We start from the raw sequence: 14,157 nt of genomic DNA, 5'->3' as shown, positions 1-14,157 counted from the left end.
GAGTGTTGCTTGTTGGTGGCCCCCTTTGCTTAGGCTTGCCTAAGTAGGGCGTAGAGTGCCTGGCATGACGCCACCGATGAGTCTTGATGCGGCCCCCCTGGGCAGTCCCCTGACACTCGTGCGGACCGAGGGCAGCCCGGAGCTGTGTCGCCGACTGGCCGCACTCGGAATCCGTCGCGGAGCGCAGGTGAACCTGGTGCACGCCACCAGCGGTGGCGGCCGCGTGCTCAGCGTCGCCGGCTCGCGGATCGCGCTCGACCGCTCCATGCTGCAGCGCCTCTACGTCGAGCACCAGGACCTGGCCGTGGCGGGGCGGCGATGAGCATCGACCAGGACGCGCCGGTTCTGCTCCAGATCAAGGACCGCCCCAGCATTCTCACCGCCAAGGCCTGCTGCGACGAGAGCAATGGTGCCGGTGCCGGCGTGGGCGCTCCCGTGATCGCACTCGTCGGAGCCCCGAACGTCGGCAAGTCCACACTGTTCAATGCGCTCACCGGCGCCAAGGTCACCATGGGCAACTGGCCCGGCACCACGGTGAGCGTCTCGCGTGGCGTGTGGCACAGCACCGCCCCCGCCGGCCCGTGCGGCTGCGGGCAGAGTCCCTGCACCTGCACCGGCTGCTCCTGCGGGGAGCACGGCGGAACCCGTCCACTCGACATGACCCTGATCGACCTGCCCGGCGCCTACTCGCTCGACCCGGTCAGCCCCGACGAGGCGCTGACCCGCGAGCTGCTGGTCACCGGGCCCGCCGACGAGCGCCCCGATGTCAGCGTGGTCGTGGCTGATGCCGCCCACCTGGCGCGCAGCCTCTACATCGTCGCCCAGCTGCGCGAGCGCGACATGAAGGTCGTGGTGGCCCTCACCATGCTCGACGTCGCCCGCCACCGGGGCATCGGGGTGGACACTTTTGCCCTGTCCACCCAGCTGGGCTGCCCCGTGGTGGCACTCGACCCGCGCCGTCGCGACGGGATCGAGACCCTGGCACGGGTCGTCCACGAACAGCTCGAGGCGCCCGCCGCGGAAGCCCGGACGCTGGGCACCGTTCCTGATGCCGGGCTCGACCCGCTGGATGCCGACCTGGTGCGCGAGGACGAGCGTTTCGCCTTCATCGAGCAGGCCGTCAGCGCGGGCACCCTCGACAGTGGTGAGGCCCGCGCCTCGTGGAGCGACCGGGTGGACCGTTGGGTCACCGCCCCGGTCATCGGGCCGCTGATCTTCATGGCCGTCATGTGGGTGGTCTTCCAGACCACCACCACGGTCGCCGCCCCGCTGCAGGACGCGCTTGACCAGTTCTTCGCCGGCCCGCTCAGCGACGGCGCCCATCGGGTGATGGAGCTCGTGGGCCTGGGTGGTAGCTGGGTCGACGGCCTGCTGGTCGACGGGCTGGTCGCCGGCGTCGGCATGCTGCTGACCTTCGCACCACTGATGGCGCTGATGTTCGTGCTGCTGGCACTGCTGGAGGACTCCGGTTACATGGCCCGCGCCGCCGTGGTCACCGACCGCATGATGCGCGCGCTGGGCCTGCCCGGACGCGCCTTCCTGCCACTGGTGGTGGGATTTGGCTGCAATGTGCCGGCGATCAGCGCCACCCGCATCCTGCCGCAGGTGCGCCAACGCATCCTGGTCTCGCTGCTGGTGCCGTTCACCAGCTGCACCGCCCGCCTGACCGTCTACGTGCTGGTGGCCACCACCTTCTTCGGACGCTGGGCCGGCACCGTGGTCTTCGCGATGTACCTGACCAGCATCCTGATGGTGGTGGGTGTCGGGATGCTGCTGCGCAAGACGCTGTGGCGCACCATGGGGGCCGAGCCGCTGGTGCTCGACCTGCCGCCCTACCAGCTGCCCACCGCGCGGCTGACCGCCTCGGTGGCCTGGGTGCGGCTCAAGGGCTTCCTGCGCACTGCCTCGGGCATCATCGTCGCGACGGTCTGCCTGGTCTGGCTGTTGCAGTCCACCCCGGTGAACCAGCAGCACGCCTTCGGGGAGGTGCCGGTCGAGCAGTCGGCCTATGGCGTGGCCGCCCAGGCCGTCACCCCCGTCTTCCAGCCCGCCGGCTTCGCCCAGTGGCAGACCACCTCCGCGCTGGTGGTGGGCTTCGTCGCCAAGGAGGCAGTGATCAGCTCGTGGGCGCAGACCTATGCCGTCGACGAGCCCGAGGAGGGCGGCGACCCCGGCACTCTGGGCGACCGGATCACCGCTGACTTCGAGAAGTCCTCGGGCGGGCACCCCCTGCCCGCGGTGATCGCCTTCCTGGTCTTCCTGCTGGCCTACACGCCGTGCGTGGCCACCCTGGCGGCGCAGAAGCGCGAGATCGGGCTGCGCTGGACCATCTTCGGTGTGGTGATGCAGCTGGCGGTCGCGTGGGTGAGCGCCGTCGCGGTCTTCCAGGTGGGAAGGCTGCTGTGGTGAGCGGACCCCTGAGCCAGGTGCTCGCAGCCTTCGTCGACGGAGCCACCAGCCTCGACGAGGTTGCCGTCATCACCGGCCTGGACCGCGGGGTGGTCTCGACCGCCGTCGACCACCTGCGCCGGATGGGGCGCATCGACGCCAAGGAGCTGGCGATGGGATGCCCCGGCGGTGGCTGTGGCTCCTGTGCCAGTGGGACGGTCGACGGGACGGCAGGCTGTGGCTCGCACGGTCCGTCGCAGTCCCGCACCGGCCCGGTGTTGGTGCAGTTGAGCCTGCGTCGCTGACCCGCGCCGGGCGGGGCGTGCGCCGGGCTGCTCGGGCGGACGCCTATCATGGCTCGGGTTGAAAGGACGTGCGAGTGATCCCCTTCGAGTCAGAGATCGGCAGCGATGCCCCGATCGGCATCTTCGACTCCGGTTTCGGTGGCCTGACGGTGGCGCGTGCCATCGTCGACCAGATGCCCAATGAGGATGTCATCTACCTGGGCGACACGGCCCGTGCCCCCTACGGCCCCCGCCCCATCGCCGAGGTGCGCAGTTATGCCATCGAGTGCATGGACCGCCTGGTCACCCACGGTGTGAAGGCCTTGGTGATCGCCTGCAATTCCGCTTCCTCCGCAGCCCTGCGCGATGCCCGCGAGCTCTATGACGTGCCCGTCACCGAGGTCGTCCTGCCGGCCGCACGCCGGGCCGTGGCCGCGAGCCGCAACCATTCCATTGGCGTCATCTGCACCGAGGCGACGGCCACTTCGCGCTCCTACAACGACGCCGTGGCCGTCGCTCCCCAGGTGCGCCTGACCACCCAGCCCTGCCCCCGCCTCGTCGAGTTCGTCGAGGCCGGCATCACCGGTGGCGACGAGCTGCTGGGCCTGGCGCGCGAGTACCTGGAGCCGATCCAGCGCGCCGGCTGCGACACCCTGATCCTGGGCTGCACCCACTACCCACTGCTGCAGGGCGTGATCAGCTACGTGCTGGGTGACCAGGTGACGCTGGTCAGCTCCTCCGAGGAGTGCGCCAAGGCCACCTACCAGGTGCTGCAGCGCCGCGAGCTGCTGCACCACGAGCCGCGCGAGGCGCAGCGGATGTTCCTCACCACCGGCCGGGACGACGACTTCGAGGGCATCGGCAGCCGCCTGATGGGCGGCTTCGTGGACGACGTGCAGCACGTGGTCCTGGGCCGTCGCTGAGCTTGCCGGAACATGGCACGATGGAGCCACACACCTGACGTGAGGAGAAGCCATGTGCAAGAAGGTCACCTGTGACAACTGCGGCAAGCCGACCTGGGCTGGTTGCGGGGAGCACATCGAGGACGCCCTGAAGGACGTCAAGCCCGCGGATCGCTGCACCTGCCCCCGCTGACCCGCTGAACCCGTCGAGAGGAACCGTCACCCATGTCGCAGACCGTCAAGGCCATCATTTCCCGCAGCAAGGGTGCCGATGTCGAGCTCGTCGACATCGTCGTCCCCGATCCCGGGCCCGGTGAGGCCGTGGTGAAGGTGCAGGCCTGCGGCGTCTGCCACACGGACCTGCACTACAAGCAGGGCGGCATCAACGACGACTTCCCCTTCCTGCTGGGCCATGAGGCAGCCGGCGTCGTGGAGACCGTGGGGGAGGGCGTCACCAATGTGAAGCCCGGTGACTACGTCGTCCTCAACTGGCGCGCCGTGTGTGGCCAGTGCCGGGCCTGCCTCAAGGGCGAGCCGTGGTACTGCTTCGACACCGCCAATGCGACGCAGAAGATGACGCTCACCGACGGCACCGAACTGACCCCCGCGCTGGGCATCGGCGCCTTCGCCGAGAAGACCCTGGTGGCCGCCGGTCAGTGCACCATCGTCGACGAGAAGGCCGAGCCCGCCGTCGCGGGCCTGCTGGGTTGTGGTGTGATGGCTGGCATCGGCGCCGCGATGAACACCGGCGAGGTCAAGCGTGGCGAGTCCGTGGCCGTCATCGGTCTGGGCGGCGTGGGCATGGCCGCCGTCGCCGGCGCGGTGCTTGCCGGTGCCACGAAGGTGATCGCCATCGACACCGATGAGCGCAAGCTGGCCAAGGCGGTGGAGCTGGGTGCCACGCACACCGTGCACTCCACCGACGACAGCGTGGTCAAGCAGGTCCAGGAGATCTGCGACGGCCACGGCGCCGATGTCGTGGTGGACGCGGTGGGCCGCCCCGAGACCTTCCAGCAGGCCTTCGAGGCCCGAGACCTGGCCGGCCGCGTCGTGCTCGTGGGCGTGCCCACTCCCGACATGGAGTGGTCCACCAAGCTGATCGACATCTTCAGCCGCGGTGGCGCGATCAAGTCCTCCTGGTACGGCGACTGCCTGCCCAGCCGCGACTTCCCGATGCTGGTGGACCTCTACCTGCAGGGCCGTCTGCCGCTGGACGCCTTCGTCACCGAGAAGGTGGGCCTGGGCGACGTCGAGGCCGCCTTCGACAGGATGGCCAAGGGCGACGTCCTGCGCAGCGTCGTCGTCATCGACTGACACCACCGGCACGACGGGAGAAGACATGAGCGTACGCATCGACCATGCCGTGGTGAGCGGCACCTTCACCCTCGACGGCGAGACCTTCGACGTCGACAACAACATCTGGGTGCTGGGCGATGACAGCGAGTGCATCGTCATCGACGCCCCGCACGATGCCGAGGCCATCCTCGACGTGGTGGGTGATCGCCGGGTGACCGCAATCGTGTGCACCCACGCCCACGACGACCACGTCCGGGTTGCCCCGGAGCTGGCCGAGCGCACCGGGGCACCGATCCTGCTGCACCCGGCCGACCTGGAGCTGTGGGCGCTGACCCATCCCGATCGCCGCCCCGACGGCGAACTGGCCGACGGCCAGGTGCTGACGGTGGCAGGCACTGCGGTCGAGGTGATCCACACGCCCGGCCACGCGCCGGGCGGGGTCTGCCTGCATGTTCCCTCGCTGGGGGTGCTGTTCAGTGGCGACACCCTCTTCCAGGGCGGGCCAGGCGCGACGGGGCGTTCCTTCTCGAGCCGTGAGCTGCTGGAGCAGAGCATTCGGGCGCGGCTGTTCGAGCTGCCTGAGCAGACCGTCGTGCACACCGGTCACGGGGAGTCGACCACCATCGGCGCCGAGACCGAGGTGCTCGGTCGCTAGTTGCCCACGGCATTCAGCAGCATTGCCAGCAGCAAGGCCCAGCCGCCCGTCATCCGTCGACGGCCCGGCTGGGCCCCTCTGGTGCCGATGAAGAGATAGGCCATGGTGGTCCACGGGGCCCACGGTGAGCACATCAGCCAGAACCAGGCCCAGCGGGTTGCGTGACGGGGCTCGGGGCCGGCCAGGGCCAGCGTCAGCGGGGCGAGCATGGCCAGCAGGGCAACGGCGACGGCCACGACGCCCAGCGGGGGCGGGACCGTTTCGGCCGGGATCGTCCAGCCGACGTAGCTGAAGGTGCCGGACGACGGCTCGGTGCGCACCACCCGCACGTCGGGGTCGACGCCGCGCAGGTACTCCGTGATGTTGGTGCTCGCCACCGCCGACGACGAACCGGCCTGCGTGCACTCGGAGGGCGGCGTGGAACCCAGCGGCTGGTTGATGGTGGTGGAGTGCTTCAGCCCCCACCTGCGCCAGGTCACTTCGGCCGGGGCGCATCCCGAGGCCTTCTCCATCGTGGACGTGTCGGGCCACAGGCGGGTGGCCACCTCGACGGTGTCGACCGTGCCGGAGGCGAGGTCGTCGGTGAGGCGCTGGGGGCTCGTCTCGTGGCTGCCGACGCAGATCGCCAGTCCCATCATCACCAGGAGGAGGACCTGCACCCCGAGCACCAGCCGTCGCAGGGTGCGCGGAGCTGCCGTCGGGGTGGACGCAGTGCGAGCGGACGTCTCAGCGGGGGCCGTCATGACGGGATCCTAGCCCTGGCAGGGATCGCGTGGATTCCGTCAGGATTGCTTCGGCCGCCGGGCGATGATCGTGAAGGTGCACGGGATGCGGTCCGGTGTCGGCCACGCCCAGCCCTGGCCGGTCTCGACCATGGCGGGGGAGAAGCGCCAAGGGAGGGTCTGGCCCTCGTCGAAGTGCTCGACCACCAGGCCGGCGGCCAGCAGGGACTGCATGATCTCGGCCAGGGAGTGCGGCCACTCGTAGGTGCGGCTGTGCTGCACGGTCCCGTCGCCCAGATAGGTGCCCGGGTCGTCCCAGGTCTGGGCCCGGCCGGTGGGGAAGTAGCGGTAGCGCACCCGCGGGTCCGGGCCGTCGTCTTCACCGAGGGCATAGAGCATGGGATGGCCGTCCTGGATGTGGAAGAGGCCACCGGGGCGCAGCAGGGCGGCGATCTGTTCGGCCCAGCGGCCGAGGTCGTCGATCCAGCAGATGGCCCCGATGCTGGTGTACACGACGTGGAAGCTGCCGGTGAGTGCCTCCCGGGCGGCGAGCACGTCGGACTGCACGAAGTCGACCTCGTCGTGGTGGGCGGCCAGCCGTCGGGCCACCCCGAGGGAGGCCTCGGAGAAGTCGAGGCCGGTCACCTGCGCTCCGAGCCGGGCCCAGGAGATCGTGTCGGTGCCGATGTGACACTGCAGATGGGCCAGCCGCAGGCCCTCGACGCAGCGTCGTGGCAGGAAGGGCGCGAGCTCGGCGGCGTCGGCCCGCACCTGCCCGGAGACGTGCGTGGGGTCCGAGATGTAGGCCTCGATGCCATAGGACTGCTCGTGCAGGTGTGCGCGGTCGTCCCAGTTGAGGCGGTTCGCCTCGCGCGCGTCCTCCCAGGCGACGTCGATGTCATTGTCCATGGCGCGATCCTAGCCAGCGGAGGGATCGTGACTGGAAGTTGTGGCCGGGCTGAAGCGGTGCCGAATGGGGCTGTCCCCTGAACGGGTGACACGCCCAGCGTGACATTTCGGTCGATTCTGGGGCTTTTGTCACGGCACTGCGTGACAAGGGCGTCGGCGAGCCTGTTGGCCGGCTGAACCAGGGGCTGTCCAGCGCCTTCCCGACCGAGGTCGGCCGGCTTGTGCTGCTGGGGCGACGGGGAGAGAGTAGGGACATCGCACGGCGCTGATCGGGGGATCGGAGCCGGCGACCAGTTCGGGGGAACTGGACAGCAGGACCAGGTGCGGGTCTCGGGGGAGACGAGCACCAGTGCTGGGGCTTCGGGGGTGGCGGCAGCAGGCAGGGATCGGGGGATCCCAGACCTGCAAGGACCACAGGCCCGGACAGTCACGGTCCGGGCCCGGTTGTGTTGTGGGCTGGTCCCGTTGGGGCTGGTAGCGGTGGAACAGAATTGTCGGGAGCGGGCGGTAGGTTTGGGGCCATGACACAGACCACTCCCGCCACCCGCGTCGACGGCCGCGCCGCCGACGAGCTCCGCCAGGTCAAGATCACCCGCAACTGGCTCGACCACGCCGAGGGATCCTGCCTCATCGAGTTCGGCAAGACTCGCGTCCTGGTCGCCGCGAGCGTCGAGGAGGGCGTGCCGCGCTGGATGAAGGGACGGGGCTTGGGCTGGGTCACCAGCGAGTACGAGATGCTTCCCCGCTCCACCAACACCCGCAACTCCCGCGAGTCCCGCAAGGGCAAGGTCGGAGGCCGCACCCACGAGATCAGCCGCCTGATCGGGCGCGCCCTGCGCGCGGTCATCGACTACGAGGCACTGGGTGAGAACACGATCGTCATCGACTGCGACGTCCTGCAGGCCGACGGTGGCACCCGCACCGCCTCGATCACCGGCGCCTATGTGGCGCTGTCCGACGCGGTGGAGTACCTGCGTGGGCGCGGCGCCCTCAAGGGCGAGCCGCTCAAGGACTCCGTCGCCGCGATCAGCGTGGGCGTCGTCGGCGGTATCCCGATGCTCGACCTGGCCTACACCGAGGACTCCACCGCCGACACCGACATGAACATCGTCGTGGCCGGCAACGGCGACTTCATTGAGGTGCAGGGCACCGCCGAGGGTGTCCCCTTCGACCGCGCCACCCTCGATGCCCTGCTCGACCTGGGTCTCAAGGGCTGCAACGAGCTCAAGGCACTCCAGGAAGAGGCGCTGGCCCAGTGAGCGAGCACGACGCGGCGAACCAGCCGCAGGAGAGCGGGTGCCAGGAAGCCGAGCGCCAGAAAGTGGTGCTGGCCACCAACAATGCCAAGAAGCTCGTCGAACTCCGGGCTGCCCTGGAGGCCGCCGACCTGCCCGTCGACGTGCTGGGGCTCTCCGACGTGGAGCCCTACGAGGCCCCCGCCGAGACCGAGCAGAGCTTCGAGGGCAATGCCCTGGTCAAGGCCCGCGAGTGTGCCCTGCGCACCGGGCTGCCGGCCCTGGCCGACGACTCGGGAATCGAGGTCGACGTCCTCAACGGCTGCCCCGGCGTGCGCTCGGCCCGCTGGGCCGGGCCGGCCTGCGACGACGAGGCCAACAACGACCTGCTGCTGGCCCAGGTGGACGACGTCCCCGCGGACCAGCGCCAGGCCCGCTTCGTCTGCGCCATCGCCATCGTGGTCCCCGACGGGAAGGGCGGCATGAGCCGCGCCGAGACCGTGCGTCGCGAATGGCCGGGCATGCTGGACACCGAGCGCCACGGCAGCTTTGGATTCGGCTACGATCCGCTGTTCATCCCCGACGACGCCCCCGAGGTGGACGGGCGTCGCCTGTCCAGCGCCGAACTCGAGCCGGAGCACAAGAACCGGATCTCGCACCGGGGCCAGGCCATCGAGGCGATCACCCCGATGGTCGCAGGCCTGCTCGGGCTCAAGATGCCCGAGGAGGGTGTGGGACGGCCCGAGTCGAACGGGCAGGACGCGCCCGACGGGGGCCAGGAGGACTGATGCAGCAGTACCTCGACCTGCTCACCCGCGTCCTGGACGAGGGCGTCGACAAGTCCGACCGCACCGGCACCGGGACGCGCAGTGTCTTCGGGCACCAGATGCGCTTCGACCTGGCCGACGGCTTCCCGCTGCTGACCACCAAGAAGCTGCACACGCGCAGCATCTTCGGGGAGCTGCTGTGGTTCCTGCGCGGCGACACCAACATCGGTTGGCTGCACGAGAACAAGATCTCCATCTGGGACGAGTGGGCCGACGAGAACGGCGACCTGGGCCCGGTCTACGGCTACCAGTGGCGCAGCTGGCCCACGCCCTCGGGGGAGCACGTCGACCAGATCGCCAAGGTCATCGACTCGCTCAAGCGCAACCCCGACTCCCGCCGTCACATCGTGAGCGCCTGGAATGTGGCCGACGTGGACTCGATGGCCCTGCCCCCGTGCCACACGATGTTCCAGTTCTACGTCGCCCCCGGGGTTGACAGTGGGCGGGGCACGCTCTCCTGCCAGCTCTACCAGCGCAGTGCCGACCTCTTCTTGGGGGTGCCCTTCAACATTGCCAGCTATGCGCTGCTCACCCACCTGGTGGCGCAGGTCTGCGAGCTCGACGTGGGGGACTTCGTGCACACCTTCGGCGACGCACACCTGTACTCGAACCACAGGGAGCAGGCCCGGCTGCAGCTCACCCGAGAGCCGCGCCCGCTGCCGAGGCTGCGCCTGAACCCGGAGGTGACCGAGATCGACCGCTTCGAGCTCTCGGACATCGAGATCACCGGCTACGACCCGCACCCGGGCATCAAGGCACCAATCGCCGTCTGAACACGCACGTCGTGGGACGATGGGACCACTGGGAGGAGAGCACTATGCGCGTCATCGCCATCGCCGTCGTCGGGCGCAACGGCGTGATCGGGGACGGTCACGACCAGCCCTTCAAGTTCCGGGAGGACTGGGAGAGGTTCAAGGCCACCACCCTGGGCCACCCGATCATCATGGGCCGCCACACCCATGAGGCGATCGGGCGCTACCTGCCGGGTCGCACCACGATCGTGGTGAGCCGTGACCCGGAGCAGGTGGAGCTCAGCGACCGTGAGGACGCCCCGAGCTTCGCCGTCGGATCGGTGGAGCTGGCCCTGGAGCTGGCCGAGTCGCTGGACGACGTGTGCTTCGTCTGCGGCGGCGGCCAGGTATACGAGAACACCTGGGAGTTCCTGACCGAGCTCGACATCACCCAGGTCCACGACGAGGCGCCGGGATCGGTCCTCTTCCCCGAGGTGGACCCCGACGAGTGGCAGCTGCTGATGCGCGAACCACGCGGCGGGTTCGACTTCACCCGACTCTTCCCGATCAGCACCACCGAGCGGCTCACCCTGGTTCCGGTCGGTCCCGAGGACCTCGACGACTGGGTGCGGCTCTACACCGCCCCCGACCTGCCCGAGGTGCCGATCGAGCGCCACCGGGTGGGCATCGAGGCCAATGTGCAGCACTGGCTCAATGACGGACTGGGCTACTGGCTGGTCAAGGACAGCCTGCATGACCGTCCGATCGGTGTGGGCGGGGTGCGTCGTAACAAGGAACTGCCCGAGGGGGTCTGGGGCCTCTACTACCGCTTCGAGGAGGCCTCGCGCAGCCAGGGCTATGCCTTGGAGTTGGCCCAGGCCGCGGTGCGCTCGCTGAAGGTGGTCGATCCCGACGCCGAACTGCGTGCTGCCTTGCGTCCAGGCAATGCGGCGGCGATCGCGGTCGCCGAGAAGCTGGGGCTCGTCCTGACCGCCGAGTCCGACGACGAGCGCGGTCCGCTTCAGGTGTGGTCGGCGAAGGTCGCCGACCTCGCGTGAAACCCATCGCCTCGATCCTGCACCTCGACCTCGACGCCTTCTTCGCGGCGGTCGAGCAGCGGGACAAGCCCTCCCTGCGGGGCAAGGCCGTGATCGTCGGCGGCACCGGGGGGCGGGGCGTGGTCTCGACGGCCAGCTACGAGGCCCGAGTCTTCGGGGCCCGGTCGGCCATGCCCATGCACGAGGCACGACGCCGGGCACCCCATGCCGCGGTGCTCGGGGGCCGTTTCGACGCCTACCGCCAGTCGAGCCGGATCGTCATGCAGCTGCTGCACGAGCTCTCGCCGTTGGTGGAGCCGCTGAGCATCGATGAGGCCTTCGTGGACCTGGAGGCGGGCGGGCATGACTGCACCAGCACCGAGAGTCTGCGGGCGCTGGGGGAGCGTCTGCGTGCTGACCTGTACGAGCGCACCGAGGGGTTGACCGCCAGCGTCGGGATCGGGTCGAGCAAGTTCATCGCCAAGGTGGGCAGTGAGATGGCCAAGCCCAATGGTCTGGTCGTGGTGGAGCCCGGTACGGAGGTGGCCACGATCCGTCCGCTGCCGGCTCGTGCCGTGCCGGGGGTGGGGCCCGCGACCATGGAGAAGCTGGAGCGTCTGGGAATCCGGACGGTGGCCGACCTGCAGAAGGCGGAGCTCACCGAACTGGTGCGTGAGGTGGGGCGCAGCTGGGGGACCTCGCTGCACGAGCTGGCCTTTGCCCGCGACGACCGTGCCGTCAGCGCCCATCGGGAGGCCAAGTCGATCTCGGTGGAGGACACCTTCGAACGCGACCTGACCGACCGTGCCGAGCTGGAGGCCATCGCCACCAGGGATGCGGCGATCGTCGCGGACCGGCTGCGTCGCTCGGGCCAGTTCGCTCGCACCATCACGCTCAAGCTGCGGCTGGCCGACTTCACCACGTGGACGCGCTCACGCACGCTGGAGGGCGCCACCGACAACACCGAGCGGATCGCCCAGGTGGCCCGGGAGCTGCTGGCCGCGCTGGACGTGCGGGAGGGGATCCGGCTGCTGGGCATCGGCGTGGGCAACTTCACCCAGGCGGCCCAGGAGGAGCTGTTCTCCATCGACGGCGAGCAGGTCAGGCTGGTCGACCAGACCAGCACCAGCTACGACGCGCCCCCGGAGCGCCGCAGAAGGGGTGGCGAGTGGAGCCCCGGAAGCGAGGTGCTGCACCCCGAGATGGGGCGTGGCTGGGTCTGGGGGTCGGGCCTTGGGCGGGTGACCGTGCGCTTCGAGACCCGCCACACCGGAGTCGGGCCGGTCCGCACCTTCCGGGCCGACGACGAGCAGCTCACCCGCCCCGACGGGCCCCTGCCGATGCGGTGGGAGCAGCCCGGGACCGTGCCCTAGACTTGCAGCCCTGGCCGAAGTGGTGGAATTGGCAGACACGCAGGATTTAGGTTCCTGTGCCTTCGGGCGTGAGGGTTCAAGTCCCTTCTTCGGCACCAGACACGACACCCCAGACACGAAGTGAGGGCCTTTTGATCCGTCATCGGATCAAAAGGCCCTCACTGTGTCGTGAATGGTGCTCAGATGCCCAGCTCCCGGCGCAGCCTGGCGACGTGGCCGGTGGCCTTGACGTTGTACTGGGCCACCTCGATGGTGCCGTGTCCGTCCGCGTCGACGTCGACGACGAAGGTGGAGCGGATGACGCCCTCGATCTCCTTGCCGTAGAGCTTCTTGGTGCCAAAGGCGGCATAGGCGTTCAGCGCGGTGCGCTCCGGGTCGGCCAGCAGGGTCACTGAGAGCTGCTCCTTCTCGCGGAACCTGGCCAGCTTGGCGGGGGTGTCGGGGCTGATGCCGATGACGGTGTAGCCGGCGGCGGCGATCTCGTCGAGCGAGGCCGTGAAGTCGACGGCCTGCACGGTGCACCCGGGCGTCATCGCCGCGGGGTAGAAGTAGACGATCACCTTGCGACCGCCGAAGTCGGAGAGGCTGATGACCTTCTCGTCGGCATCGGGGAGGCTGAATTCGGGGGCGGGAGAGCCCGCCTGGAGGCGCTCTGACATGACCATGATGCTAGCCGGGTTCGCGTTCAGCGCACATCCGTCGTCCACCTCACGTGGCCGCGACGCTGCTGGTGGGCATAGGCTGGTCAGGTACGTCGGGCCGGGAGGCCTGCCGCCGCCCACGCCAGGAGGAGAGACGATGGCTGACAAGAAGAAGCAGAAGGACAACCGCTCGGCCCAGCAGATCCGCGCCGACATCGCCGCGGCACGTGCTCGGATGTCGGCCAATGTCGAGGGGCTGGTCACCGAGGTGCACCCCAAGGCCGTCAAGCAGCGCACCGTCGACGATGTCAAGGCCTTCGCCATGGCCGAGGCGGAGCACGCCAAGAGCCAGATCAAGGATGAGGACGGCTGGCGCACCGATCGCCTGACGCTGGCCGGTGCCGTGGCCGGTGCCGCGCTGGTCGCGGTCCTGACCTTGCGCGCCATCGCGCGCAAGGTCAGCAAGCGCTGACGAAGAACACCCAGCCGAGGGGCGTCCACCACTGGTGGGTGCCCCTCGTCTGCTTTGGCGCTCATGCATCTGGTCCCGTGCGCGAGAAGATCCTGGCCCGAGGTGCGGCAGGCAAGGGCCTGTGGTCGGATGGAATGCCCGGTCTGGGTGCCTAGGGTGGCCACATGCCCCTCCTCACCAACCAGCGACTCTGCGTTCTCGGTCATGCTCTCGTCGTGCTGACGCTTGCGCTCTCGCTGATGCAGAACTTGGTGCTCAATCCTCTGGCCACGGTGCCGGGGCATTCGTTGGGCCAGATCCAGGCCGAGGTGGCGGGAGCCGGCCAGTCCCTGGACGTCGGCCTTGTCATCGCCATCGCGGTCGCCTACTCCGGGTTGGCCACGGCGCTGCTGGTGAGGACCCGCTCGACCGTCCTTTCAGCGGTCCTGCTGGCCGGAGTCGTGCCCTTGCACTGGTTCTCCTCCTTCGCGCCCGGGATCGCACTGGCCGACGCCTACGGGATCTCCGGCGCACCGCAGGCGCCATGGGGCTGGCTCGTCATGGCCCTTGCGCTGGGGGGTGGAGGAGTGCTGTTGGCGCTGGCCAGCGGGCCCCGCGCCCGACGATCCTGTTGACTCATGTCAAGATGCCCGCGTGGGTCGGGTCGTTGACTCACCTCAAGATGCCCGCTTGTTGAGCTTGGTTC

The 14,157-nt window shown here is 69.3% G+C and carries 16 protein-coding genes and 1 tRNA gene; 14 read left to right on the top strand and 3 right to left on the bottom strand.

Annotated elements, in window-relative coordinates:
- Window positions 1-64 precede the first annotated feature (64 nt).
- The 6 genes from ACYVKA_RS01330 to ACYVKA_RS01305 all read left to right on the top strand — a co-directional run bounded on the left by ACYVKA_RS01330 (window position 65) and on the right by ACYVKA_RS01305 (window position 5,525).
- A complete protein-coding gene (locus ACYVKA_RS01330; protein ID WP_394274951.1) occupies window positions 65-322 on the top strand; it encodes a FeoA family protein in 258 nt (85 codons plus the stop codon).
- A complete protein-coding gene (feoB, locus tag ACYVKA_RS01325; protein ID WP_460702369.1) occupies window positions 319-2,409 on the top strand; it encodes a ferrous iron transport protein B in 2,091 nt (696 codons plus the stop codon). The genes ACYVKA_RS01330 and feoB overlap by 4 nt, the downstream gene beginning before the upstream one ends.
- Window positions 2,406-2,693, top strand: a complete 288-nt coding sequence (locus ACYVKA_RS01320) for a hypothetical protein (protein WP_460702367.1) — start codon at window positions 2,406-2,408, stop codon at window positions 2,691-2,693. Before feoB ends, ACYVKA_RS01320 begins: the two co-directional genes overlap by 4 nt.
- Window positions 2,694-2,770: 77 nt before the next feature.
- Window positions 2,771-3,595: a glutamate racemase gene (gene murI, locus ACYVKA_RS01315; RefSeq protein ID WP_460702712.1), complete on the top strand. Its 825-nt coding sequence runs from the start codon at window positions 2,771-2,773 to the stop codon at window positions 3,593-3,595.
- Between the two features lie 204 nt (window positions 3,596-3,799).
- Complete coding sequence (locus ACYVKA_RS01310; protein ID WP_460702365.1) at window positions 3,800-4,888, top strand: S-(hydroxymethyl)mycothiol dehydrogenase; 1,089 nt, start codon at window positions 3,800-3,802, stop codon at window positions 4,886-4,888.
- A gap of 25 nt (window positions 4,889-4,913) precedes the next feature.
- Complete coding sequence (locus ACYVKA_RS01305; RefSeq protein ID WP_460702363.1) at window positions 4,914-5,525, top strand: MBL fold metallo-hydrolase; 612 nt, start codon at window positions 4,914-4,916, stop codon at window positions 5,523-5,525.
- Here ACYVKA_RS01305 and ACYVKA_RS01300 read toward each other — a convergent pair.
- Together ACYVKA_RS01300 and ACYVKA_RS01295 are read right to left on the bottom strand one after the other, a co-directional pair.
- Window positions 5,522-6,268 carry a hypothetical protein gene (locus ACYVKA_RS01300; protein ID WP_460702361.1) on the bottom strand — a complete coding sequence of 249 codons (747 nt, stop codon included), beginning with the start codon at window positions 6,266-6,268 and terminating at the stop codon, window positions 5,522-5,524. The genes ACYVKA_RS01305 and ACYVKA_RS01300 overlap by 4 nt on opposite strands.
- Before the next feature lie 39 nt (window positions 6,269-6,307).
- The gene (locus ACYVKA_RS01295; protein WP_460702359.1) at window positions 6,308-7,156 is read right to left on the bottom strand and encodes a class I SAM-dependent methyltransferase; all 849 of its coding nucleotides are present in this window, start codon (window positions 7,154-7,156) and stop codon (window positions 6,308-6,310) included.
- 521 nt (window positions 7,157-7,677) lie between these two features.
- On the opposite strand from ACYVKA_RS01295, the gene rph reads away from it, so the two are divergent.
- The 6 genes from rph (at window position 7,678) to ACYVKA_RS01265 (ending at window position 12,457) form a co-directional block, all read left to right on the top strand.
- Window positions 7,678-8,415 (top strand): ribonuclease PH, encoded by a 738-nt coding sequence (rph, locus tag ACYVKA_RS01290; protein ID WP_460702357.1) that lies wholly within the window; start codon window positions 7,678-7,680, stop codon window positions 8,413-8,415.
- 65 nt (window positions 8,416-8,480) lie between these two features.
- Window positions 8,481-9,179 carry a non-canonical purine NTP pyrophosphatase gene (locus tag ACYVKA_RS01285; protein WP_460702710.1) on the top strand — a complete coding sequence of 233 codons (699 nt, stop codon included), beginning with the start codon at window positions 8,481-8,483 and terminating at the stop codon, window positions 9,177-9,179.
- On the top strand, window positions 9,179-9,991 hold the full coding sequence (locus ACYVKA_RS01280) for a thymidylate synthase (RefSeq protein ID WP_460702355.1): 813 nt from the start codon (window positions 9,179-9,181) through the stop codon (window positions 9,989-9,991). Before ACYVKA_RS01285 ends, ACYVKA_RS01280 begins: the two co-directional genes overlap by 1 nt.
- A 44-nt stretch (window positions 9,992-10,035) precedes the next feature.
- Window positions 10,036-11,007 carry a dihydrofolate reductase gene (locus tag ACYVKA_RS01275; RefSeq protein WP_394275429.1) on the top strand — a complete coding sequence of 324 codons (972 nt, stop codon included), beginning with the start codon at window positions 10,036-10,038 and terminating at the stop codon, window positions 11,005-11,007.
- Window positions 11,004-12,359 carry a DNA polymerase IV gene (locus ACYVKA_RS01270; protein WP_460702353.1) on the top strand — a complete coding sequence of 452 codons (1,356 nt, stop codon included), beginning with the start codon at window positions 11,004-11,006 and terminating at the stop codon, window positions 12,357-12,359. Before ACYVKA_RS01275 ends, ACYVKA_RS01270 begins: the two co-directional genes overlap by 4 nt.
- Before the next feature lie 13 nt (window positions 12,360-12,372).
- Window positions 12,373-12,457 (top strand) — tRNA-Leu (locus ACYVKA_RS01265).
- Between the two features lie 81 nt (window positions 12,458-12,538).
- Here ACYVKA_RS01265 and bcp read toward each other — a convergent pair.
- Complete coding sequence (gene bcp, locus ACYVKA_RS01260; protein ID WP_460702351.1) at window positions 12,539-13,018, bottom strand: thioredoxin-dependent thiol peroxidase; 480 nt, start codon at window positions 13,016-13,018, stop codon at window positions 12,539-12,541.
- Window positions 13,019-13,157: 139 nt separating this feature from the next.
- Here bcp and ACYVKA_RS01255 point away from each other — a divergent pair, with 139 nt between their 5' ends.
- Window positions 13,158-13,472 carry a DUF3618 domain-containing protein gene (locus ACYVKA_RS01255; RefSeq protein WP_394275432.1) on the top strand — a complete coding sequence of 105 codons (315 nt, stop codon included), beginning with the start codon at window positions 13,158-13,160 and terminating at the stop codon, window positions 13,470-13,472.
- Window positions 13,473-13,687: 215 nt separating this feature from the next.
- The gene (locus tag ACYVKA_RS01250) at window positions 13,688-14,086 is read left to right on the top strand and encodes a hypothetical protein (RefSeq protein WP_460702349.1); all 399 of its coding nucleotides are present in this window, start codon (window positions 13,688-13,690) and stop codon (window positions 14,084-14,086) included.
- Window positions 14,087-14,157: the final 71 nt, after the last annotated feature.

The sequence above is a fragment of the Luteococcus sediminum genome (genome assembly GCF_054783495.1).
The sequence above is the reverse complement of the archived record's forward strand: the minus strand, read 5'-3'. Positions and strand labels throughout refer to the sequence as shown.

Excerpts from the sequence above, each read along its gene's own strand:
- ACYVKA_RS01280 (WP_460702355.1), top strand. The coding sequence starts at position 9,179 with ATGCAGCAGTACCTCGACCTGCTCACCCGCGTCCTGGACGAGGGCGTC.
- ACYVKA_RS01255 (WP_394275432.1), top strand. The coding sequence starts at position 13,158 with ATGGCTGACAAGAAGAAGCAGAAGGACAACCGCTCGGCCCAGCAGATC.
- rph (WP_460702357.1), top strand. The coding sequence starts at position 7,678 with ATGACACAGACCACTCCCGCCACCCGCGTCGACGGCCGCGCCGCCGAC.
- ACYVKA_RS01330 (WP_394274951.1), top strand. The coding sequence starts at position 65 with ATGACGCCACCGATGAGTCTTGATGCGGCCCCCCTGGGCAGTCCCCTG.
- feoB (WP_460702369.1), top strand. The coding sequence starts at position 319 with ATGAGCATCGACCAGGACGCGCCGGTTCTGCTCCAGATCAAGGACCGC.
- ACYVKA_RS01305 (WP_460702363.1), top strand. The coding sequence starts at position 4,914 with ATGAGCGTACGCATCGACCATGCCGTGGTGAGCGGCACCTTCACCCTC.
- ACYVKA_RS01300 (WP_460702361.1), bottom strand. The coding sequence starts at position 6,268 with ATGACGGCCCCCGCTGAGACGTCCGCTCGCACTGCGTCCACCCCGACG.
- ACYVKA_RS01275 (WP_394275429.1), top strand. The coding sequence starts at position 10,036 with ATGCGCGTCATCGCCATCGCCGTCGTCGGGCGCAACGGCGTGATCGGG.
- bcp (WP_460702351.1), bottom strand. The coding sequence starts at position 13,018 with ATGTCAGAGCGCCTCCAGGCGGGCTCTCCCGCCCCCGAATTCAGCCTC.
- ACYVKA_RS01310 (WP_460702365.1), top strand. The coding sequence starts at position 3,800 with ATGTCGCAGACCGTCAAGGCCATCATTTCCCGCAGCAAGGGTGCCGAT.
- ACYVKA_RS01295 (WP_460702359.1), bottom strand. The coding sequence starts at position 7,156 with ATGGACAATGACATCGACGTCGCCTGGGAGGACGCGCGCGAGGCGAAC.